The 22,104-nt window shown below is 71.3% G+C and carries 16 protein-coding genes; 14 read left to right on the forward strand and 2 right to left on the reverse strand.

The window, feature by feature from the left end:
• The first annotated feature begins 253 nt into the window (after positions 1 to 253).
• From C1701_RS18420 to C1701_RS18485, 14 genes are all read left to right on the forward strand, one after another.
• Positions 254 to 661 (forward strand): CU044_2847 family protein, encoded by a 408-nt coding sequence (locus C1701_RS18420; protein WP_155886095.1) that lies wholly within the window; start codon positions 254 to 256, stop codon positions 659 to 661.
• 35 nt (positions 662 to 696) lie between these two features.
• Positions 697 to 2,634, forward strand: coding sequence for a VMAP-C domain-containing protein (locus C1701_RS18425; protein ID WP_103056335.1), 1,938 nt, complete (start codon positions 697 to 699; stop codon positions 2,632 to 2,634).
• Entirely contained in the window at positions 2,631 to 3,653 is a 1,023-nt protein-coding gene (locus C1701_RS18430) for an AAA family ATPase (protein ID WP_245588764.1), read from the forward strand. Before C1701_RS18425 ends, C1701_RS18430 begins: the two co-directional genes overlap by 4 nt.
• Before the next feature lie 4 nt (positions 3,654 to 3,657).
• Positions 3,658 to 6,282 (forward strand): SAV_2336 N-terminal domain-related protein, encoded by a 2,625-nt coding sequence (locus tag C1701_RS18435; protein ID WP_026418515.1) that lies wholly within the window; start codon positions 3,658 to 3,660, stop codon positions 6,280 to 6,282.
• 418 nt (positions 6,283 to 6,700) lie between these two features.
• On the forward strand, positions 6,701 to 6,895 hold the full coding sequence (locus C1701_RS18440) for a hypothetical protein (RefSeq protein WP_026418514.1): 195 nt from the start codon (positions 6,701 to 6,703) through the stop codon (positions 6,893 to 6,895).
• Between the two features lie 11 nt (positions 6,896 to 6,906).
• Positions 6,907 to 8,157, forward strand: a complete 1,251-nt coding sequence (locus C1701_RS18445; RefSeq protein ID WP_245588763.1) for an FxsB family cyclophane-forming radical SAM/SPASM peptide maturase — start codon at positions 6,907 to 6,909, stop codon at positions 8,155 to 8,157.
• Positions 8,154 to 10,076, forward strand: a complete 1,923-nt coding sequence (locus C1701_RS18450; protein ID WP_337661814.1) for an HEXXH motif domain-containing protein — start codon at positions 8,154 to 8,156, stop codon at positions 10,074 to 10,076. Before C1701_RS18445 ends, C1701_RS18450 begins: the two co-directional genes overlap by 4 nt.
• 47 nt (positions 10,077 to 10,123) lie before the next feature.
• Entirely contained in the window at positions 10,124 to 13,168 is a 3,045-nt protein-coding gene (fxsT, locus tag C1701_RS18455; RefSeq protein WP_162147297.1) for an FxSxx-COOH system tetratricopeptide repeat protein, read from the forward strand.
• Positions 13,169 to 13,433: 265 nt separating this feature from the next.
• The gene (tig, locus tag C1701_RS18460) at positions 13,434 to 14,801 is read left to right on the forward strand and encodes a trigger factor (RefSeq protein WP_026418511.1); all 1,368 of its coding nucleotides are present in this window, start codon (positions 13,434 to 13,436) and stop codon (positions 14,799 to 14,801) included.
• Between the two features lie 221 nt (positions 14,802 to 15,022).
• On the forward strand, positions 15,023 to 15,622 hold the full coding sequence (locus tag C1701_RS18465) for a ClpP family protease (RefSeq protein WP_030105395.1): 600 nt from the start codon (positions 15,023 to 15,025) through the stop codon (positions 15,620 to 15,622).
• A gap of 56 nt (positions 15,623 to 15,678) precedes the next feature.
• Positions 15,679 to 16,305: an ATP-dependent Clp protease proteolytic subunit gene (locus tag C1701_RS18470; RefSeq protein WP_026418509.1), complete on the forward strand. Its 627-nt coding sequence runs from the start codon at positions 15,679 to 15,681 to the stop codon at positions 16,303 to 16,305.
• A gap of 153 nt (positions 16,306 to 16,458) precedes the next feature.
• A complete protein-coding gene (gene clpX / locus C1701_RS18475) occupies positions 16,459 to 17,736 on the forward strand; it encodes an ATP-dependent Clp protease ATP-binding subunit ClpX (protein ID WP_026418508.1) in 1,278 nt (425 codons plus the stop codon).
• A 189-nt stretch (positions 17,737 to 17,925) separates the two neighbouring features.
• Positions 17,926 to 19,215 carry an acyl-CoA thioester hydrolase/BAAT C-terminal domain-containing protein gene (locus C1701_RS18480; RefSeq protein ID WP_026418507.1) on the forward strand — a complete coding sequence of 430 codons (1,290 nt, stop codon included), beginning with the start codon at positions 17,926 to 17,928 and terminating at the stop codon, positions 19,213 to 19,215.
• 132 nt (positions 19,216 to 19,347) lie between these two features.
• Positions 19,348 to 20,001, forward strand: a complete 654-nt coding sequence (locus tag C1701_RS18485; protein WP_051313860.1) for an RBBP9/YdeN family alpha/beta hydrolase — start codon at positions 19,348 to 19,350, stop codon at positions 19,999 to 20,001.
• 63 nt (positions 20,002 to 20,064) lie between these two features.
• Here C1701_RS18485 and C1701_RS18490 read toward each other — a convergent pair whose 3' ends face one another.
• Positions 20,065 to 20,997 carry an alpha/beta hydrolase gene (locus C1701_RS18490; protein ID WP_245588762.1) on the reverse strand — a complete coding sequence of 311 codons (933 nt, stop codon included), beginning with the start codon at positions 20,995 to 20,997 and terminating at the stop codon, positions 20,065 to 20,067.
• A 183-nt stretch (positions 20,998 to 21,180) separates the two neighbouring features.
• Positions 21,181 to 22,029, reverse strand: coding sequence for a formate dehydrogenase accessory sulfurtransferase FdhD (gene fdhD / locus C1701_RS18495; protein ID WP_026418505.1), 849 nt, complete (start codon positions 22,027 to 22,029; stop codon positions 21,181 to 21,183).
• Positions 22,030 to 22,104 lie beyond the last annotated feature (75 nt).

A 22,104-nucleotide genomic window follows, 5' to 3' on the forward strand; every position in this document is an offset into this window, starting at 1 on the left:
GGGCCTCACCCGGCTGGCCGCACGCATCGGCCCGCTCGGTGCGGCTGGTGGTGGCCCGCCAGGCGAACGCCGCCGGCCGGCGGGTCCCATGCCCCGGAAGGACCAGGGAGACGCGGTGGGTCCGACACGCGGAGTAGCCGTCCTACTGCGCCGTCCCCCCGCTGTTCCACCCGCACTGCGGTACCGGCGGCCTCCGGGTCCTCATTAGAGTTGGCTGGGGTGGTGTGGGGGCCGCTCGTCGAAGGAGACGCCTGTGTCTGAGTTGGTGAGGATGCGCCTGCCCAGCGGGCAGGAGATCTGGGCCCGGGTGTCCTCGGCCGACCGCGGGCCTTCCGACGTCGGCTTCCGCAAGGTCATCCCCTCCGTCGAAGGGCTCGCCGAGACGATCCAGGGAGTGGCCGAGAGCGTTCAGCGGGGTCTCGTCCGGGTCAGGCCGGACACCGTCACCGTCGAGTTCGGCCTGGAACTGTCCGTCAGTGCCGGCAAGATCGTCAGCGTCCTGACCGACGCGGGCGCCAAGGCGACGGTGAAGGTCGCGCTGGGCTGGTCGAAGTCGACCCGGGGCCGAGGAGCCGAGGCGGACGGAGACGACGGGGATGATGCGGAGGAGCCGGACGGTGGCCAGGACGATGCCGCTGAGGACGGTTCGGCGGGAGAGTGACCTCGTGACGTGGACACGGCCGGAGTAGCGCCGCCATGTTCCACGGTGGATCCAAGACGGGCGAGCTGAGCCGGAAGCTCGCCGACTGCGTCGTACTCGTCGAGGGCGACGACATCGAGGGCGGCACCGGCTTCTTCGTCGCGCCCGGGTACGTGCTCACCTGCTCCCACGTGGTGGGGTGGCGGCGTGGGCCCGTGACGGTGACGTGGCCCGCCGGATCCCTCCACGGCACGGTGGTGTTCGCCGACCCGGAGGCCCCCGACCACCTGACCAGCGCCGGGCTCACCCAGTACCCCGACCTCGCCGTGATCGAGATCGAGGACACCACCTCGGTCCCCGGGTGCGTCTTCCTCGGTGACCGCGTGTTCCTCGGCGAGCAGCGCCCCGGTCTCGAGGGCTCCGCGCATGTCGAGGGGTACGCCACCATCTACAGCGACGAACCCCACCTGAGTTCGGCGCGGCTGACCTACTCCGGGTTCACCGATCTCCAGAACCAGCCGTTGCTGCGGGTCAGCGGGGACGAGATCCCGAGCGGGATGTCGGGCAGCCCCCTCCTCGACATGCGGACGGGGGAGGTGCTGGGACTGGTCCGCACCAACCGCAACGCCAACCAACCCCACGGGGGACTGGCCCTGCCGGTGGCGGCGCTCCGCCGACTTCCCGGCGACCTGCTCCGATCGATCTGGCGGGCGCACGACCTGTTCCACGCCGACGAGGGCCCGTGGACCTCGTTGCGCACCCAGCTGCTGACCCAGCAGCGCCAGGACGTCTCGCCGCCCCCGTTGATCAACCCGGCCGACGAGGCGGCCCTGCTGGGCATCCTGGCCCGGCTCGACCGGGTGGAGGACGTCAACGCGGTCTTCCACCACGCCGCCTACCCGCAGGTCCCCTCGCTCAACATCGAGCTGTTGGACTACCACGACACCGTGCAGGTCCTGGCGAACCTGCCGCTGGGCGGGCAGTTGCACCCGGTCCTGCGGTTCCTGGCGGCGTTGCTCGACCGGTGCCACGACCCGGTGCTCCAGGTGCTGCTCCGGGAGAACCTCCGCCGCCTCGCGGTGATGTTCGACCAGAAGGCGGTCCTCGACGAGCACCTCGGCAGCGAGAGCGGACCGTCCCCCAACCTGCGGCGCACCTCCTCGGTGCTGGCGGAGGTGGTGCCCAGTGCCCACGACCCCGACCAGTACCTGTTCACGCTCTGGTTGTACCGGGGGCCGGGCCAGTGGGACACCCAGTTCCGGGAGACGACCCCACGCCCCGAACCGGGGCTGTGGCAGCGGATCCAGGACGAACTGCCGAAGGCGTTGCGCCGCTTGGGGGAGCGGCACGCGATCGTCGAGTTCGTCCTCCCCCTCGAACTGCTCAACGAGCCGATCGACCGCTGGCAGCTGTGGCCGGAGCAGACCGCCACCCGGCTCGGCCAGCGGCACGCCGTCGTCCTGCGGTCGCTGGACAACTGGCAGGACGAGGAGGAGACCCGGCGGGAGGACAGCGCCGCCCGGTGGGAGTACCTGCGGGACCTCACCGGTCCGGTCCCCCTGACCCTGGTCCGGTGCCGGGACGACCGGGAACGGGAGGCCTGGGCGGGGCTCTTCCAGCTCCCCGCCGGTCAGACGGCCCTCGCCCTGGCCAACCCCCCGACCGAACCGTCCACGGGGGAGGTCATCGTCGAGGGGCTCTTCGCGGGCGTGCCCGTGCTGCTCTGGCGGCGCGACCTGTGTGATCTGCACTACTCGGACTCACCTAGAAGTGGGACAGGGGAGTCGTGCGCGGGTACCCGGTTCCTGGACACGCTCGACAGGAGCCTCCAGGGCGTCGGCGTGACGGACCTGCCGTGGAAGGTGCGGGACCTGCGCAACATGGCCACCCAACCGGGGGCGGACGATGATCACCCCGGCCACCAGGTGGTGCTGCTCTGGGAGGATCCGGAACGGCGTCCGCCCGACGAGTACCCGTTGGCCTCACCTTCGTGAGAGGAAGCAGTGACGTGGACGACTGGTTGATCTTCCGCGGCAGCGGGCAGCCGCACGAGGGCATCGAACGGCTGCCCGAACCGCCCCCGTGGCGGTACTTCGACGGTGGTCCCCCGCTTCCCGTGCCCGACGCCGACGACCCCTCGGTCGCGCGTCGGCTGGGTGACGTCGCCAGGGCCAGGGTGTACCGGCCCTACGGCGACGAGCTGGAGCTCGTGAACTCCGCCCTGTACCTCCGCCGGCCCCTGCTTGTCACCGGGAAACCCGGCATCGGGAAGTCCACCCTGGCCTACTCCATCGCGAGCGAACTCCGCCTCGGCCCCGTCCTGACCTGGTCGATCACCAGCCGCTCGACCATCGAGCAGGGCCTGTTCAGCTACGACGCCATGGCCCGGCTCGAGGAGGCGAACCTGCGTCGGCACCTTCCCGACGCCACCGAGCCGCTGGACATCGGCCGCTACATCCGCCTGGGACCGCTGGGCACCGCGTTGCTGCCCTACGAACGGCCCAGGGTGCTGCTCATCGACGAGATCGACAAGAGCGACATCGACCTGCCCAACGACCTGCTCCACGTCTTCGAGAACGGGGAGTACACGGTCCCGGTGCTCCAGCGGATCGCCGCCACCCAGCCCGCCGTGTCGGTCGCGGTGTCCGGGAGCGAGCGGCAGGCGGAGATCCACCGGGGGCAGGTGCGCTGCCGGGCCTTCCCCTTCGTCGTGCTCACCAGCAACGGTGAACGGGACTTCCCCCCGGCGTTCCTGAGGCGGTGCATCCGGGTCGAGCTCCGCGAGCCGGGGCCCGAGCAGCTCGCCAGCATGGTGGAGTCGCAACTGGGGCCCGAGATGTACGAGGAGAGCCAGGACCTCGTGGAGCGGTTCCTGGCTCGGCGGGCCGACGGCACGTTGACCACGGACCAGCTCCTGAGCGCCATCTACCTGACCTCCTACGCGGCCCAGGAACGGGGCGAGACCCGCGAGCGGCTCGCGGACCAGATCCTCCGGTTCGTCGACACCACCTGACGCCATGAGCATGCGCCGTCTGATCAAGGTCCTGGACGACCTCGGCCTGGAACCCACCTACCGTGAGGTGGCCGAGGCGCTGTGGCTCGCCCGGCACCTGGGGGGCCCGACCGGCGGTTCGACGGTCCGGGTGACCCGACCGGCCAAGCAGGAGGCCGCCGAGCCGGAGGGGTGGCCGGCGCCCTACCGGCCGCCGGCCGAGGACGGCCGGGGCGTGGACGGCAGGGACGGCAACGAGGTCGGGGACGACTGGCGGTACGGCCTGTACTCGAACGGGCTGACCGAGGAACGCCCCAGCACCGAGGCCAGGGGCCACAACATCCGCGTGCCCGCCGTGAGCGCGCTCCCCGACCAGCTCGAGCTGATCCGCCAGTTGCGCGCGTTCAAGAGACGCCTGGTCGCGGGGCGGACCCAGCAGCTCGACGAGGAGGGCACGGTCGCCTGGATAGCCAGGACCCAGGTGTGGAGGCCGGTGTTCCGGCCCGTGCCCGAACGGTGGTTCGACGTGGTGCTGCTCGTCGACACCGGCGCCTCCATGGTGATCTGGAAGGCGTTGGTCTCCGAGCTGGCCAGCCTGTTGCAGTGCCTCGGGGCGTTCCGGGACGTGCGGGTGCGTTACCTGCACAGCACCGAGGACGGTGAGGTCTCGCAGAGCAGCTCTGACCGCCGGGACAGCACGCGGCTGCGTCCGCTGCCGGAGCTGCTCGACCCGGCCGGGCGGCGCGTGGTGATCGTGGTCAGCGACTGCGTCGGCGAGGGGTGGGACAGCGGGGTGATCGGGCGGGGGCTCGCGGAGCTCTCCCGCAGCGGCCCGGTGTCCGTCTTCCAACCGCTGCCCCAGCACCTGTGGCGGCGGACGGGCGTCCGGCCGGTGAGCGGCCGCATGTCGGCGGCGACCTTCGGGCGGGGACGCCGCCGGTTCCGGTTCCGGGCGCGGCGGTCGTTGGCCGACCGGCGCAGGAGCACCCGCGCGACCAGCATCCCCGTCCTCCAGCTCGGGCCGGAGTGGCTGGGGCCCTGGGCCAGGCTGGTGGCGGGTCGGGGGAGCGCCACGATGGACTGCGCGGTGCTCGGGCTGCCCGCGACGCGTCCCTCGACGAGCCCGGTCCAACGGCAGCGGCGGTACCTCCCGGCGTCGCCCCTGGAACGGGTGTGGTCCTTCAGGGCCGCCGCGAGCCCGGAGGCCTTCCAACTGGCGACCTACCTCTCCGCGGTTCCCCTGGACCTCTCGGTCATCCGGCTGGTGCAGCGGGTGATGATGCCGGAGTCCCGGCCGTTCCACCTCTCCGAGGTGCTGACCGGGGGCCTGGTGACGCTGTCCTCGGCGATGCCGGCCGAGGAGTCCGCCGTCCCGGTGGGGCCCACCACCGACGTGCACTACCAGTTCCTGCCCGGGGTGCGCGAGGTGCTGCTGTCGATGTTGAGCAGATCGGGGCAGCAGGCCGTCCTGGAGGCCCTGTCGCACTTCCTGGAGGACCACTTCGGGATCAGCCCCAGGGAGTTCAGCGCGACCCTGGCGATGCCGGGTCGGCCGCAGAACGGCCAACGGGTGTTCGGCAGCCCGTTCGCCTACGTCTCGGTCTCGGTGTTGCGGCGGGTGCACGGTCAGCTGGCCACCAGTCTGCGAGGGGAGAACCCGAGCAGCCTCCGGCACGACCGGGACCACCACCGCGCGTTGTTGGAGCAGGCGGAGGACGCGTTGGCCTCCTTCCGCAGGTCCGGCACCTCCGACGAGCTGGACAAGGCGATCACGGCGTTCCGCGACTCGCTCCAGTTCTTCGCGCTGGACCGCAACGGCCGCTTCCGGTCCCTGGTCGGGCTCGCCGGGGGGCTGCTGCTGCGCTACCAGCGTTTCGGGCGCGCCGGCTCGCTGGACGAGTCGATCCGCTTCTACCAGGAGGCGCTGCGGGTCGGCGGCGGCCGCGAACAGGACGAGGCCACGTTGCTGCACCGGCTCAGCACGGCGCTGTTCGCCCGCTACACGCTGTCCCAGATCCCCGACTACCTGGACGACGCGGCCCGCGCCGGCCGGTCCGCCCTCGACGCCACGCCCGAGGACGACTCGCGTGCCCGGGTCTACCGGGAGTCGCTCGCCGACGTGCTGCACCGGCGTTTCCTGCTGATCGGGGAGCTCGGGGAGCTCGCCGAGGCGGCCACGCTGTACCGGGCCGTGCTGGAGGACCTCGACCCGGAGGGACCGGCCCACGCCGACGTGCTCGCCAAGCTGGCGGGTGTGCTGGGCGACCAGGCGGAGAGCACGGGCCTGGAGACCGACCTGGCCGACTCCTACGACGCGTGGCGGCGCGCGGCCAGGGCGACGAGGCCGGGCGAGCAGGAGTACCCGAAGCGGCTGTTCACCGCCGGGCGCTTCGCGATGCGCCTGCGCTACTTCGAATCGGCCATCGATCTGCTCTCGGACGCCGCCGGGGCCTTCGCCCAATTGCTCGGCCCGGAAGCCGAGGAGACCCTGCGGTGCCGGATTTATCGTGCTCGTTCGCTGTACCAGTCCGGCGAACGGTCGGCTGGGGTGGGGGAGCTGACCGAGGTCCTGGAGATTCGGGTGCGGCTGCTGGGGACGAATCACCCGGAAACGGAAGAAATCCGACGGGAACTCGGCGAGTTGGTCTGATCGGGCGTATCCACCCCGGTTCCGGGTGACGGTGGGGGTTACCCGAGGTCGGTCGGGCGACGTATCGGCCGCCGGTTTTCGGGTCAGTTCCGGTTCGGCCGAACCGGGCAACAAACGACGCACTGGTCCGCACGGTGTGACCGTCCGACCGCTCCCGGGTACGCAGTGTGATTGCCCGCTGGCAACCTTGGTTGTCAGCGGACGACGTTATGGCGATAATGGCGTTGCATACGTCGGGGAGTTGTCATGGTCAGCAACAACGTCGCCACGGCGATTGTCGTGGTTCGTTCGTCGAGAATGTCCCTCGTGGCCTACGACCGATACCGTCCCACCACCCCGGCCCTCACCGCGCTGGCCGGTATTCTACCCACCGGGTCGTCCCTCCGTCCCGTTTTCGGTGGGGTCAGGAGGGTGGACCGTGTGGGAGACTGACGCCCGTCTCGATTCCGGCCTCGCGGACCTCACCGACATTCGGCTGGACCATTTGTGTGAGGCCGATGATTCGGTGCTGGTGAATTCGCTGCGGCGGGTCCTGCGGGAGATCGCGTCCCCCCGCCAGGTGCTGGCCGACTTCGACAACGAGCCCCCGGGGCCGCCGCTGGACTCGGGATGAGGGGCCCTGCCGTGACCGCGGGGAGTGGGGGCGAGCCACGGCGGGCGGGAGGCGACGACCGCCCGGGCTCCGGTCGGGAATGGCCGGGGGGCCTGGATGTCGCGGGACTGCGTGAGCGTGGCCAGCCACGTCTGCCGTTCTCCCGGTTCGTGCTCAAGGTGCACGGGCGCTGCAACCTGGCCTGCGACTACTGCTACCTCTACGAGATGGCCGACACGTCCTGGCGCCGGACTCCGGCCGTGATGAGCCAGGAGACGGTCCGGGTGGTGGCCGACCGGGTCGCGGAGCACGCGCGGCGGCATGACCTGGCGGACGTCCGCATCACCCTGCACGGAGGTGAACCACTCCTGGTCGGCCCGGTGGCGCTCGACCGGGTCCTCCGGGTGCTGCGGGCGTCCGTGGAGCCGGTCGCCCGCATCGGGTTCGCCATCCAGACCAACGGGGTGCTGTTGACCGACGAGGTCGTGGGGGTGCTCGCCGAACACCGGGTCCGGGTCGGCGTCAGCCTGGACGGCGGCGCCGACGCGCACGACCGGCACCGGCGCCGCCGGGGCGGCGGCGGAAGTCACGCGGCGGCCGCGGCCGGGATCCGACGCCTGACCGCCGCCCACCCCGAGTTGTTCGCGGGACTGCTCGCCGTCGTCGACCTGGACAACGACCCGGTGGAGGTCTACGAGCACCTCCTGTCCTACTCCCCGCCGGCGGTGGATTTCCTCCTGCCGCACGGGAACTGGACGACCCCGCCCCCACCGGGCCGGGTGCCGGACGGGAACTACGCCCGGTGGCTGATGGCCGTCTACGACCGGTGGTACGGGGCGCCGCGACGGGAGACCAGGGTCCGGCTGTTCGAGGAACTGGTCAACCTGCTGTTGGGCGGCCGGAGCAGGTCGGAGGCGGTGGGGCTCGCCCCGGTCGCCTTCGTGGTGGTCGACACCGACGGGTCGCTCGAACAGGTGGACTCCCTGCGGTCCGCCTTCGACGGGGCCGCGGCGACGGGGCTGACCGTCGCGGACGGGTTGGAGGAGGCGATGGACCATCCCGCCGTGGTGGCCCGGCAGTTGGGACTGGCGGGCCTGTCCCCCACCTGCCGGAGCTGTCCGGTGGTGGCGGTCTGCGGAGGTGGGTTGTACGCGCACCGGTACCGGGCTGGCGAGGGTTTCCTGAACCCGTCCGTGTACTGCGCGGACCTGCGAATCCTGGTGGACCACGTCAGCCGGCGCGTGCGCGCGGACCTGGCCAGGCTCCGGGCGGGTGCGAGGTGAGCCGCACCCATCAGCTGCCCGCGGAGTCCTTCGACGCGCTCGCCGAGGGGCGGGGCGGCGCGGCGGCCGTCACGCTGCTGCGGGATGCCCGCCTGAGCCGGCACCTGTTGCTGCTGCGCGGCCTCCTCGAACACACCCCCTCGGGCGAGCCGGGCCGGGGATGGCTCGCCGAGGCGTTCCCCCTGCTGGTGAGGGTCGAGCGGAACCGCCCTGACGTGGTCCGGGACCTCCTCGGCCAGCCGCAGGTGGGGGTGTGGGCGACACGGTGCCTGCGGAGCGTCGTGGAGGCGGGGGGCCGGCGCCACGTGCGGGACGATTCCTGGTACCTGGCGGCCCTGGCCGCCAGTGCCGCGATCCGAGCCGCCGAACCCTTCGAGATCGCGGTCCCGCTGGTGGAGGGGCGCCTGGTGCTCCCCACGCTCGGCGTGGTCCTCGCGCCGGAGCCCACCCCGGGCGCCTCGACCGACGTCCGTGGGGAGGACCCCGGGATGTCCGACCCGGTGGCCCCGCCGCCGGCGTTGGTCCGGGCGGAGGGGGGCACCTCGGGACTTCGGGTGCGGGTGTGGTTCGGCGGTGCCGTCGTGACCCTGCCCACCGACCTGGGGAAGGCCGCGCCGGGGTGGCGTCCGATCAGCAGGATCGCCGTCAGCGGTCGGCTCAGCCTGCGCGTGCTGCTGGACGATGTGGACCCGTTCCGGGGCGGGGGCGATCTGGCGACCGCCCACCACCTGGAGGAGGGCCAGGAGCGCGACTGGCGGGACCTGGTGGAGCGCTGCTGGCACCTGTTGGAGCGGCACCACCCGGAGTCCTCCCGCGAGTTGGCGGCGGGACTGCGGGCCCTGGTGCCGATGGCGAGGCGAGTGGGTGGCAACCGCAGCGCCACCCACAGCGACGCCTTCGGCTCGGTCGCCCTCTCCCTCCCGGCCGACGCCGCGCAGTTGGGCGCCGTGTTGGTGCACGAGTTCCAGCATTCCAAGCTGAGCGCGCTCCTCGACCTCGTGCCGCTCGCCGACGGGAACGACCCGGCCCGCTACTACGCGCCGTGGCGCAACGATCCTCGGCCGGCCGGCGCGCTGTTGCAGGGTGTCTACGCCCATCTCGCGGTCGCCGATTTCTGGCGGCGGCAGCGGTGGCAGAGCGGGGACGACGCGGAGCGGGCGACCGCGCACTTCGAGTTCGCGCTGTGGCTCATCCAGACGCATTTCGCCGCCCGGGTGCTCGCCACCTCGCCGGCGCTCAACCCCGCCGGACGGCATTTCCTCACGACGATGTCACGCCGGTTGTCCCGCTGGCGCGCGGAACCGATTCCCGTCCGCGAGCGTGCCCTGGCGATCGACGCCGCCGCCGAACACCGCGCGCAGTGGAGGTTGCGGAATCTCCGCGCCGATCCCGTATTCGTCAACAACCTGGCCGAGGAATGGGCGGCGGGCGGCCCGGCACCGGCGAGGTTGACACCGGAAACCGAACTGTGCCCACCCCCGCTGGGCCCCGACAGCCCCCGTGCCGGTCTGCGGAGGGCGGCCGTGCGGGACCCCGATCTCGTCGCGCGCCGGCTTTCTCGGTCACAGGACGGCAACGGTATGGCGCGGGATGCGATACTTCGGGTGGAACTTGCCGATATAGCAGGGGAGGACGACGCGGCGAAACTCGGCTACCGGAATCGCCTGCTGGACAGTCCCCGCCATCGGGACGCCTGGGTCGGGCTCGGTTTGGTCGAGCGGCGGTCGGGTGATCCGGGGCTCGCGGAGTGGCTGCTGTGCCGTCCGGAGTTGGTCCACGCGGTTTACCTCCGCATCAGGCAATTGTGCGACGGCGTCGCCGACCCGATATCCGTGGCACGCTGGTTATTCGAGGGTCGGCCCGGACCCGGGTACGACGAACCGCTCGACATGGGAGGGTGGCGGCCTTTGGGCGACTAGCCTGTACCTGCTCACTACCGGGTGCCAGCTGAAGGGCGATGGGGATCATGGGTCCGAATGACAACTTCCCCGGCCGGCCGAACGTGCTGCCAGGTGGACTTCCGCCGCGGTCGGTGCTGATCTCCCACGCCAGCGCCGACCAGTTGTGGGCGGAGTGGATCCGCCAGCAGCTCGAACCCGCTGGGTACGCGGTCGAGCTGGTGACCTGGGCTCCGGCGCCGGAGGCGGACCTGTCGGAGCTGCTGCGCAAGGGGCTGACCGGCAACGACCTGACGATCGCCGTCCTGAGCGACGCGTTCTTCCAGGCCAGCGACTGGACCGCGGAGCAGTGGGACACCGCGGTGAACGAGGCCGCGCCCCACCTGGACAGGCTGATGCTCGCGCTGGTGGCACCCAGCGAGATCCCCGAGGTGAGCCGGCCCTTCGTCTACATCGACCTGCGGGACGTCGACGAGGCGGGCGCGCGGGAACGGCTGCTCGCCGGGCTTCCCGACTCCGACCGGGTGGAGGAACGTCCCTCCCTGATCCGCAAGATCACCGCTGAGGCGTTGACCCGTTTCCCCGGCAACCAGCCGCTGGTGTGGGGTCGGCACATCCCCCGGCCACACGGCCGGTTCACCGGCAGGGAGGAGGCGCTCGCCTCCCTCCGCGTCCAGTTACGACGGCAGCCGTTGACCCGGCAGCCGGCCGTGCTGCACGGCATGCCGGCCGTCGGGAAGACCCAGCTCGCCTTCGAGTACGCCCACCGGTTCCGCGCCGACTACGACCTCGTGTGGTGCGTGCGCGCCGAGAACGTGGCGACGGCGAAGAACGACCTGGCCGAGTTGATCGGGCCCATGCAGATCCGCACCGAGGGGCTGGAGGCCGACCAGGTCGTCTCCGTGGTGCGGGAGGCGTTGCGCCGGGGGCAGCCCTTCCGCCGCTGGCTGATCATCTTCGACGCGGCGACCGATCCGACGAAGCTGTGGCGGTGGGTGCCCGACGGCCCCGGGCACGTGCTGATCACCTCCCGCAACCCCGACTGGGAGACGGTCGGCGAGCTCATCGAGGTGGGGGCCTTCAGCCGCCCCGAGAGCGTCGACTTCCTGCACCGGATCGCGAACCTGTCCACGATGGAGGCCGAACGGGTCGCGCAGGTCCTGGGTGACCACCCGCTGGCCCTGGAACTGGCGGCCGGGTGGCTCCGGCACGGCAGGCAGCAGGTGCCCGAGTTCCTGCACCTGTACGGCAAGCACTACACGAAGCTCTTCGAGGACACCCAGCTGCCCCACTACGACCGCTCGGTGGCCGCGGTGTGGAACCTCCCGCTGAACCGGCTGCGCGAGGAGCAGCCCGCCGCCGAACAACTGCTGCGGTTGGGCGCCTACTTCGCGCCGATCAGCGTGCCGCTGCGGCTGTTCAGCCCCGAGGACATGATCGGGTCCCGGCCGCGTCCGCTGGTGGTGCTGCCGGAGCCGCTGCACTCCCAGATCAGGAACCCGCTGATGCGGGCCCGCATCCTCGACGCCATCGGGCACTACGCGTTGGCCCGGATCTCCCACGGCACCGACGAGTCCAGCGGAGCGGCCATCCAGTTGCACCAGATGGTGCAGGCCGCGCAACGAGGCCGGCTCACCCCCGCGCAGGCGGAGGAGGCCAGGAACACGGTCCACGAGCTGCTCGCGGTCGCTGACCCGGGTGACCCTGGCGACCAGCGGCAGTGGTCCCGGTACGCGGAACTCGCCCAGCACGTCGACCACTCCGACGCCGTCGAGCGGGTCGACAGCCCCGAGATCCGGCGCATGGTGCTCAACGTGCTGAGCTTCTTCGCGCACCGGGGGGAGAACGCGCCGGGCATCGAGCTGGGGCAGCGGGCGATGCGGCGGTGGGAGCCGAGACTGGGGGCCGAGCACGCGGACGTGGTGGCGCTGAGCATCCACTACTCGAACCTGCTGCGGTCGGCGGGCCGGGTGGCCGAGGCCCGGGAACTGGGTGCCCGGTTCCTCGACGTGGCCAGGGCCCGCTTCGAGGAGTACCCGGAGCACGCCATCCACGCGGCGATGGGCTACGCCGCGGACCTCCGGCAGCTGGGTGACTTCCGGGGTGCCCGGGAGCTGGACGAGCAGACCCTGCGGCAGCTCACCGACGCCTTCGACCGCGACCACCACAACACCCTGCTCGCGGGGCACAACCTGGCGATCTCGCTGCGGCTGGTCGGGGAGTTCGAGGAGGCGCGCAAACGGGACGAGAAGACCCTCGCCCGGCGGCGCAAGATCCACGGCGAGAACCACCCGAGGACCCTGTTCTCGGCCAACGCGGTCGCCAACGATCTCCGGGAGTGCGGTTTCTACGCCAGGGCGTACACCACCCAGCAGCGGGTGTTCGACAACTACCGGCGGGTGCTCGGCGACCGCAACCTGGGGACGCTGCGCGCCTTCCGGGGGCTGGCGGTGTCGGCGAGGAAGGCCGGCTACTACCCGAGGGCGCTCAGCCTGTCCGCGGAGGGCGTGGAGCGCCACCGCACCCTGCTGGGGCCCAACAACCGGGAGACGATCGCCGCCATCACCAACTTCGCCAACGACCTCCGGTTGAGCCGCGACTACACGGCGGCCGTCCACCAGGCCCGGCTGGCCTACGAGAACGGCAAGAGCCAGCTCGGCCAGCAGCACCCCTACACGTTGGTGGCCGGGGTCAACCTGGCCATCATCCTGCGCGCCCTCGGCGACCTCAAGGCCGCCAGGGCCCTGAACGAGAAGACCCACGGGCTGCTGGGGACCGTGATGGGCGAGGAACACCCCTACACGCTGGCGGCCGCCACGAACCTGTCGAGCGACCTGGCCGCGGAGGGCGACCAGCCGGGCGCCGTGCTGCTGGGGGAACGCACGCTCGAGCAGTTGCGGCGAGCGAGGGGCCGGAGCCACCCCCACACCCTGGCCTGCGCGTCCAACCTGGCCATCGACCTGCTCGACGGGGGTGACCGGGGTCGGGCCAAGGATCTGGAGGCCGACACCGTGACCCGTTACCGCGACTCCCTCGGGGAACGGCATCCCGAGGTGATCGCCGCCATCGGCCGGCAGCGCGCCGACTGCGACCTGGAGCCGCCGCCGATGTGACGACGCGGGTCGTACGCCCGGGACACCCCGGGCTCCCGGCTGGTCGCTCTCGCCTAGAATCGTCGGTCAGGGTGGCGCCCCGCCGGCCGCGCCGTGCGCGCGGTCGGTGACGTGATCAACGGGCCGGGTCCGCCGAGCCGGATCGGCCCGGCCTCGAACCGTTGACCTGCCGCCCCGACGGCGTCTCGGCAGTCATTTCTGTCTAGACTCCCGCGGCGCCCGTTGCCCTGAGGCAAGCCGAGACCGCAACGCACAAGGAGATCACGTGAAGAGCACCGTCGAGCAGCTCAGCCCGACGCGGGTACGGATCAACGTCGAGGTGCCGTTCGACGAGCTCAAGCCCGACTTCGATCGTGCCTACCGCAAGCTCGCGGGTCAGGTCCGCATCCCCGGCTTCCGGCCGGGCAAGGCCCCGGCCCGGGTGCTGGAGAGCCGCATCGGTCGGGGCGTCGTTCTCGAGGAGGTCGTGAACGAGGCCATCCCGGCCAAGTACCTGGAGGCCGTGAACTCCGGCGAGGTGCGGACCCTGGGCCGTCCGGAGATCGAGGTCACCAACCTCGACGACGGCAAGGAGCTGACCTTCACCGCCGAGGTCGACGTGCGGCCGGAGATCACCGTGCCCGCGTTCGGTGAGCTCGCGGTGACCGTGGACGACGTCGAGGTCGAGGAGAGCGACATCGACTCGCAGCTCGACGAGTTGCGCGCCCGCTTCGGTACCCTCACCGGCGTCGACCGCCCGGCCCAGCAGGGTGACTTCGTCGTCATCGACCTGTCGGCCTCGGTCGACGGGCAGCCCGTCGAGGAGGCCACCACCTCCGGCCTGTCCTACGAGATCGGTTCCGGTCAGCTCGTCGAGGGCATCGACGACGCCCTGGTCGGCGCCTCGCAGGGTGAGACGAGGAACTTCACGACCAAGCTGGTCGCCGGGGAGCACGCCGGGCGGGACGCCGAGGTCAGCGTGGTCCTCCAGTCGGTCAAGCAGCGGGAGCTGCCGGAGCCCGACGACGAGTTCGCGCAGCTGGCCAGCGAGTTCGACACCATCGAGGAGCTGCGCGGCGACCTGCGGGAGCGGGTGGCCCGGGTCAAGCGGATGCAGCAGGGCATGCAGGCCAGGGACAAGGTCCTGGAGGCGCTGCTGGCCACCACGGAGGTGCCGCTGCCCGAGAAGGTCGTCGAGGCCGAGATCGACGTGCGCAAGCACGACGCGGTGCACCCGTTCGACCACGACGAGAAGCAGTTCGCCGCCTGGCTGGAGCAGCAGGGCCAGGACCTGGAGAGCTTCGAGACCCAGACCCGTGAGGAGGCGGAGAAGGCGGTGCGCACCCAGCTGCTGCTGGACACCATCGCCGACGCCGAGCAGGTCAGCGTCTCCGACGAGGAGCTCACCCAGCGCATCATCTACCAGGCGCAGCGCTTCGGCGTGAGCCCGGACGAGTACGTGCAGCGGGCCCAGCAGTCCAACCAGCTCGGCGCGATCTACGCCGACGTGCGGCGGGGCAAGGCGCTGGCCGGGGTCGTCCGGCACGCGACGGTCACCGACGAGTCCGGCAACGCGGTGGACATGGACGAGCTGTTCGGTCCGGCCGAGGGCGAGGAGAAGAAGTCCGAGGAGACGGCCACCAGCGAGCAGTGACCGCCGGCACCGAGCCGGCGCACGCTCTCGGCGAACACGGGCGGTGTTGCGGGATCAACGCCGCCCGTTTTCGTTAGGGTCGACAGCACCAGTCCCCGGACAACCAACGGCGCAACCCGGCCATTCGACGCCCCGGGCAGCCGAGGCGGGGTGTACGACTGACTACTTGTTGGAGAAGGCAGGCAGACGTGACGCACCACCAACCCAACCTGACGCCTTACATGCGGGGAGCCAACGCCGGCCTCTCGCTGAACGACTCGGTGTACGAGCGCCTGCTGCGTGAGCGGATCATCGTCCTGGGCACGCAGGTCGAGGAGAACATCGCCAACCAGATCTGCGCGCAGCTGATGTTGCTGGAGGCCGAGGACCCCGAGGCCGACATCCGCCTGTACATCAACTCGCCCGGTGGTTCGGTCTTCGCCGGCATGGCGATCTACGACACGATGGAGCTGATCCAGCCCGACGTCGCCACCGTCGCGATGGGTTTCGCGGCGTCGATGGGGCAGTTCCTGCTGTCCGCCGGCGCCCGGGGCAAGCGGTACGCGTTGCCGCACGCCCGGGTGATGATGCACCAGCCGTCCGCCGGCGTCGGGGGCACCGCCTCCGACATCGCCATCCAGGCCGAGGTCTGGAAGAAGGACAAGGACGAGATGGCGCAGCTCATCGCCGACCACACGGGGCAGCCGCTGGAGCGGATCGTGGCCGACTCGGACCGGGACCGCTGGTTCACCGCGCAGGAGGCCAAGGAGTACGGCTTCGTCGACCACGTGGTCAGCCGCGCCACCGAGATGAGCCCGGGAAGCTCGGGCAGCGGGCGCTGAGCCCGACCAACCACCGACACCCAGCGCTCCCAGGCTGATCACAAGGAGTGACACCCGTGCGTGAACTGCACCAACCCACGTCCCGTTACGTGCTGCCGTCGTTCACCGAGCAGACCAGCTACGGCGTGCGGGAGATGACCCCGTACAACAAGCTGTTCGAGGAGCGCATCCTGTTCCTCGGCTCACAGGTCGACGACATCGCGGCGAACGACCTGATGGCCCAGCTGCTGGTCCTGGAGGGCAACGACCCGGACCGGGACATCACGATGTACATCAACTCGCCCGGCGGGTCGTTCACCTCGCTGATGGCGATCTACGACACGATGCAGTACGTCCGTCCGGACATCCAGACGACCTGCCTCGGCCAGGCCTCCTCGGCCGCGGCCGTGCTGCTGGCGGCGGGTACCCCCGGCAAGCGGCTCGCCCTGCCCAACGCCCGGGTGCTCATCCACCAGCCGGCGATGGAGGGCGCGTACGGCCAGGTCTCCGACCTGGAGATCCAGGCCAACGAGATCCAGCGGGTTCGCGCCCTGATGGAGGAGACGCTGGCCCGGCACACCAACCGGAGCGCCGAGCAGGTCCGAGAGGACGTCGAGCGCGACAAGATCCTCACCGCGCAGGAGGCCCTCGAGTACGGCATCGTGGACGAGGTGCTGCCCTACCGGAAGTTGTCCCGGAGCTGATCCGACACGCCGAGTGCGCCGGGGTGCCGGCGCGCTCGGCGCACACCGGGCAGGGTTGTGCTCCCGTTGTACGGGTTCGGAAAGGTACCGTCGGGAACGTAGACAGCCAGGCGCACCCCAGGGGGGCGCCGGAGGGGACAGAGGTCAGCGGCCATGGCGCGTATTGGTGACGGCGGCGACCTGCTCAAGTGTTCATTCTGCGGGAAGAGCCAGAAGCAGGTGAAAAAACTCATCGCCGGACCTGGCGTTTACATCTGCGATGAGTGCATCGACCTCTGCAACGAGATCATCGAGGAGGAACTCGCCGAGGCGGGTGACGTCAAGCTCGACGAGCTGCCCAAGCCGGCGGAGATCCACGAGTTCCTCGACCAGTACGTCATCGGTCAGGACGACGCGAAGCGCACCCTGTCGGTGGCGGTGTACAACCACTACAAGCGCATCCAGGCCGGTGACCGGGGCCGGGACGGCCACGACAACGTCGAACTGGCCAAGTCGAACATCCTGTTGCTCGGCCCGACCGGGTGTGGCAAGACCTACCTGGCCCAGACGCTGGCCAAGATGCTCAACGTGCCCTTCGCCATCGCCGACGCCACGGCGCTCACCGAGGCCGGGTACGTGGGCGAGGACGTCGAGAACATCCTGTTGAAGCTCATCCAGGCCGCCGACTACGACGTCAAGCGCGCCGAGACGGGCATCATCTACATCGACGAGGTCGACAAGATCGCCAGGAAGAGCGAGAACCCGTCGATCACGCGGGACGTCTCCGGCGAGGGCGTGCAGCAGGCCCTGTTGAAGATCCTGGAGGGCACCACCGCCAGCGTCCCCCCGCAGGGAGGCCGCAAGCACCCGCACCAGGAGTTCATCCAGATCGACACGACGAACGTGCTGTTCATCGTCGCCGGCGCGTTCGCCGGGCTGGACAAGATCATCCAGGACAGGGTGGGCAAGCGCGGTCTGGGTTTCGGGGCCGAGGTGCGGTCGAAGGTCGAGATCGACAAGACCGACTTCTTCCGGGACGTCCTCCCCGAGGACCTCATCAAGTTCGGTCTGATCCCCGAGTTCATCGGCCGGCTGCCGTTGGTGGCGAGCGTGACGAACCTCGACAAGGAGTCGCTGGTCCAGATCCTCACCGAACCGCGGAACTCCCTGGTGAAGCAGTACAACAAGCTGTTCGACATGGACGGCGTGGAGCTGGAGTTCACCCATACCGCGATGGAGGCCATCGCCGACCAGGCGATCCTGCGCGGAACGGGGGCCCGGGGGCTGCGGGCGATCATGGAGGAGGTCCTCCAACCCGTGATGTACGACATCCCCAGCCGCAGTGACGTCGCGAAGGTCGTCATCACCGAGCAGACCGTCCGGGAGAACGTGAACCCGACGATCGTGGCGCGGCAGCCCTCCCGTCGGGAGCGCCGGGAGAAGAGCGCGTGACCCTCGGTTGAGGGAATTCCGCGCGGTGAGGAGCGCGGTGGCGGCACCGGCACTATCGTCACGGTGTGGTCGGGAGCGTGACCGCCGCGGGCGCCGTGGGAGGGGCCGGAGGCCCCTTCCACCGGGCCGGACCGGTGCCGGGGCGGCAGGTGGCGGACACGCGCTACCTCAGCGCGGAGGTTGGTCCGCATGGAGTTGGAGATCGACCCGCTCGACGGGCTGGTCGACCGCTGCCCGGCGGTGCGGGTACGGGCCAACCCCCACGTCGGAGTGAAGCTCGAGGTGAGCGTCACCGACGCGGCGGGGCATGACTGGGGCTCCCTGAACACCTTCGGCGCGGACGTGTCCGGACTCGTGGACACCGCCAGGGACGAACCTCTCGTCGGGACCTACGAGGGGGTCGACCCGACGGGCCCGTGGTGGTCCATGTCCTTCACGAACCGGGGCACCGCCCCGACCGACTTCGTCTCCAGCGCCGACTGGCTCGACTACCGGGTCGTCGCGCAGGCGGGGCGCGTCACGGAGACCCGGTGGATCCGACGGCGGTGGGCCGCCGACGGGGTGGAGCGGCGCGAACTCAACGACAACGGGGTTCGGCTGACCGTCTTCACCCCTGCCGGCGACGAGCCTGCTCCCGGGGTGCTCGTGGTGCCGGGGTTCGCGGGAGAGGCGGCGATCCAGCCCCGGGCCGCCCTGCTCGCCTCGCACGGGTACGTCGCGGCCGTCGTCGACTACCTGCCCAACGGCCCGGGCCCGCCGCACCTGGTGGAGATCCCGGTGGAGGTGGTCACCACCGGGCTGTCCGTCCTCGCCAGGCAGCCCCGGGTGGCGGCGGACAGGGTGGGGGTGTACGCGTCGTCGGTGGGCACCGAGGGCGCGTTCGCGGCCCTCGCGCTCACCGACCACGAACCGGTGCGCTGCGTGGTGGCCATCTCCCCGAGCAGCGTCATCTGGCAGGCCTCCTCCGGTGAGGGGCCGTCGATCCGAACGTCCTCCTGGTCCCACCGGGGGGAGCCGCTGCCCTGGGTGCGGGTGCACGCCAACCGGCTGCTGCCCGAGATGTTGGCGCACGCGATCCGGGACAGGGTGACCCGCTACCCCCGTCCGTCCGCCCTGCACCTGCGGTCCTCCTACGCGGCGGGGCTGCGGGACTACACCGCCGTGTCCGCCGCCCGGATACCGGTGGAGCGGGTGCGGTGCCCGCTGCTGCTGATCAGCGGGGAGGACGACCAGCTGTGGCCCGCGCCCGACATGGCGGCCACCATCCTGCACCGGCGGGACGCCCACGGCGTCGGGGAGGAGGACGAGAACATCGTGTTCCCCGACGCCGGTCACTTCCTCCGGCCCCCGTTGGTCCCCACCACGGCCGCGTGGAACGAGAACCTGGTGTCGGGCGGGTCGGCGGCCGGCACGGCCTCGGCGGACCGGGCGGGCTGGGAGGCGAGCCTGCGCTTCCTCCGACGCCACCTCGGGGCCTGAGCCGGCCGCCGCTCTTTCGGGTGATGGCCCGCGTGGGTCGGGCGTGTGCGCGGGACCGGGCGCCGGTGCTCGGGGTATCACCGACGGGGTGCCGCGAGGGCGGTCAGGTGATGACCGAGGGGAGTCCCGGGGATGTCCGATCGTCATGTCCTGTTGGTGCACGGCTGGCAGAGCCCCACCCGGGGCCACTGGCAGCTCTGGTTGTCCGCCGAGTTGCGCCATCTCGGCTGGCAGGTCCACTTCCCCCGGTTCCCGTCGCCGGGAACCCCCGTGCTGCGGTCCTGGCTACCGGTGCTCCGCGACCGGTTGGCCTCGGTACCCCGGGGTGACGAGCTCGTCGTGCTGGCCCACTGCGTCGGCGCGACGCTGTGGTTGCACCACGCGGCGACGCTGGGCGGGCGGGACCGGCGGGTGGACCGGGTCCTGTTGGCCGGTCTCCCCGGCCGAGGGTGGAACCACCCCGACCTCGTCGGCCTCCGGCCGCCGCCCCCGCACAGCTGGAGCCTGCGACGCGCCGCCGGGATCACGCGGATGGTGTGCGGTTCGGACGACCCGATCGCGCCGGTCCGCGAGTCGGAGGAGTGGGCGCGGGCGCTGCGCATCGGGCTTGACGTGGTGCCGGACGCGGGGCACCTGGACGCCGAGTCCGGGTACGGGCCGTGGCCCGGTGCGTTGGAGTGGGCGCTGGACCCGAGGGCGGAGTCCGTGGCGGCGGCCGGGAACCCGGGTCCTCCCGCCGACCTGGGGGCCCTGCACCACCGGGACGTCCTCGACGCCCGCCGTTGAGGGGCGGCGGGGCGGCGGCGGGGTGGTCGGTGTCCGAGCACCCCGCCGGTTCGCGCCGGCGGGTCAGCCGAGGTGCCGGCCGAGGAAGCGGACCATCGCCGGCAGCGACCCGTTGAAGTACTCGAGGCTGTGGCCGCCAGGGGAGAGCGAGCTGATCTCCGGTTTGGCGGCGGCGGTGAACAGCCGGGCCCCCTCGATGAACTGGTCCTCGGTGCCGCACCAGATCCCGTTGGGGACGGTGCCGAGCTTGTCGATGTGCCGCAGCGGGTCCATCGACGCCCAGTCCGCCTCGTCGTGGAAGGCGTTGCGCAGCTTCATCTCCTCCCAGGTGGTGATGAGGGCGGGGGCGAGGGTCGCGCAGGCCCGGACAGGTCGGCGGCGCTCGTTGCGCCGCCGGGCGTAGAGCAGGGCACCGAAGCCACCCATCGACACCCCGGCCACCGCCGCCGGCTGGCCGCTGGGGCCGCCGAGCCCCCGCCGGGCCAGCCACCGGGGGACCTCCTCCAGGAGCATTCCCATCGGGTCGTCTCCCCGCTCGTGCTCGTGCCAGTAGCTGTTGCCACCGTCGACCAGGGCGAAGGCGTAGGGCGGGACCGCGCCGGCCGCGATGGCGTCGCCGAGCGCCTGGGGCAGCGTGGTGAACCCGGGGTGGCGGGCGTTGCCGTTCCTGCCGTGGAGCACCAGGCACACCGGCGTCGACCTGGGCAGCTCGCCGGCGGGTCGGACCGTCAGGAGCTCGACCGTCCTCCCCCGGAAGTAGGAGTGCACCTCGTCGATGACCGTCTCCGGCGGGCCGGCCTGCCGCCAGTCCGTGCCGGGTGCCGGCGCGGGGGCCGTCGGCATCGTGTCCAGGGGCGGCATCGGGTCCAACCCGGAGGGGATGCCGACCTGGTTGCGGGAGCTGGCCTGGGAGATTCCCTGCGTGAAGGAGAACAGCATCGCGGCGAGGCTGCCACCGAGGGCACCGCCCGCCGCGAGGACCGTTCGCCTGTCCATGGAGCGGGACTGTCGGATGAGTCGGTGCTTCCCCATGTGGCGACCTCCGTCCGTGGCACGCGCCACCTGAGCGAGGTAACGATCAGGTCGCGTGCTGATCACATGTAGCTACGTGATCGTGTTCCGGGAGAAATCCTGCCCGATTCACGGTGCGGGAGGTCTGTGATGATCGCTACTGAGCGCTCACTCGGACGGGGGTACCGCCGTCGTGCCGGTCAGGCGGTGCGCGGCGCTGTAGACGTTCATGGACGGCCCCCGGAGGAAGCCCACCAGGGTCATGCCCTGTTCGGTGGCGAGATCGACGGCCAGTGAGGACGGTGCGGACACCGCGGCCAACACCGGCACGCCCGCCATCGCCGCCTTCTGCACCAGTTCGAACGAGGCCCGACCCGAGACCATCAGGACCTGGCCCCGGGCGGGCACCCGTCCCTCCAGCAACGCCCAGCCGAGCACCTTGTCCACCGCGTTGTGCCGTCCCACGTCCTCCCGGCACACCACCAGCGTGCCGTCGGAGGTGAACAGCCCGGCGGCGTGCAGACCACCCGTGGAGTCGAAGACGCGTTGGGCGGCCCGCAGCGTGTCCGGCAGTGAGGTCAGCACGGACACGTCGACGCGCACCTCGTCGCCCTCCGGGCCGAACCGGGTGCGCAGCCGGATGGCGTCCAGCGCGGCCTTGCCGCACACCCCGCAGGAGGAGGTCGTGTAGAAGTTCCGCTCCACGCCGTGGTCGGGTGCCGGGACGCCCTCGGCCAGGGTGAGGTCCAGGACGTTGTAGGTGTTGCGACCGTCGGGGCCGGCCGCGTCGCAGTACCGGGCGCTCGCCACGTCCTCCCGGGACCCGATCACCCCCTCGGTGAGCAGGAAACCGTGCGCCAGCTCGACGTCGTGCCCCGGCGTCCGCATCGTCACCGCGAGGGCCCCGCCGCCGACCCGCAGCTCCAGGGGCTCCTCGGCGGCCAGGGCGTCCGGGCGCCGCCGGGCACCCGCCGGCGACACCTTCAGCACCGGCCTGCGCACGGTCACTCGCCCCATGTCCGCTCCTCCGTCGCTCGACGATCCTCCACGGCACACCAGTCTGGCCCACGGAGCGGATCAGACGCCGCCTTC

The organism is Actinoalloteichus sp. AHMU CJ021, assembly GCF_002895405.1.
Classification (GTDB): domain Bacteria; phylum Actinomycetota; class Actinomycetes; order Mycobacteriales; family Pseudonocardiaceae; genus Actinoalloteichus_B; species Actinoalloteichus_B caeruleus.

Coding starts and splice junctions, on each gene's coding strand:
- C1701_RS18425 (WP_103056335.1), top strand. CDS start 697: ATGTTCCACGGTGGATCCAAGACGGGCGAGCTGAGCCGGAAGCTCGCC.
- C1701_RS18435 (WP_026418515.1), top strand. CDS start 3,658: ATGAGCATGCGCCGTCTGATCAAGGTCCTGGACGACCTCGGCCTGGAA.
- fxsT (WP_162147297.1), top strand. CDS start 10,124: ATGGGTCCGAATGACAACTTCCCCGGCCGGCCGAACGTGCTGCCAGGT.
- C1701_RS18465 (WP_030105395.1), top strand. CDS start 15,023: ATGCGGGGAGCCAACGCCGGCCTCTCGCTGAACGACTCGGTGTACGAG.
- clpX (WP_026418508.1), top strand. CDS start 16,459: ATGGCGCGTATTGGTGACGGCGGCGACCTGCTCAAGTGTTCATTCTGC.
- C1701_RS18480 (WP_026418507.1), top strand. CDS start 17,926: ATGGAGTTGGAGATCGACCCGCTCGACGGGCTGGTCGACCGCTGCCCG.
- C1701_RS18485 (WP_051313860.1), top strand. CDS start 19,348: ATGTCCGATCGTCATGTCCTGTTGGTGCACGGCTGGCAGAGCCCCACC.
- C1701_RS18490 (WP_245588762.1), bottom strand. CDS start 20,997: ATGGACAGGCGAACGGTCCTCGCGGCGGGCGGTGCCCTCGGTGGCAGC.
- fdhD (WP_026418505.1), bottom strand. CDS start 22,029: ATGGGGCGAGTGACCGTGCGCAGGCCGGTGCTGAAGGTGTCGCCGGCG.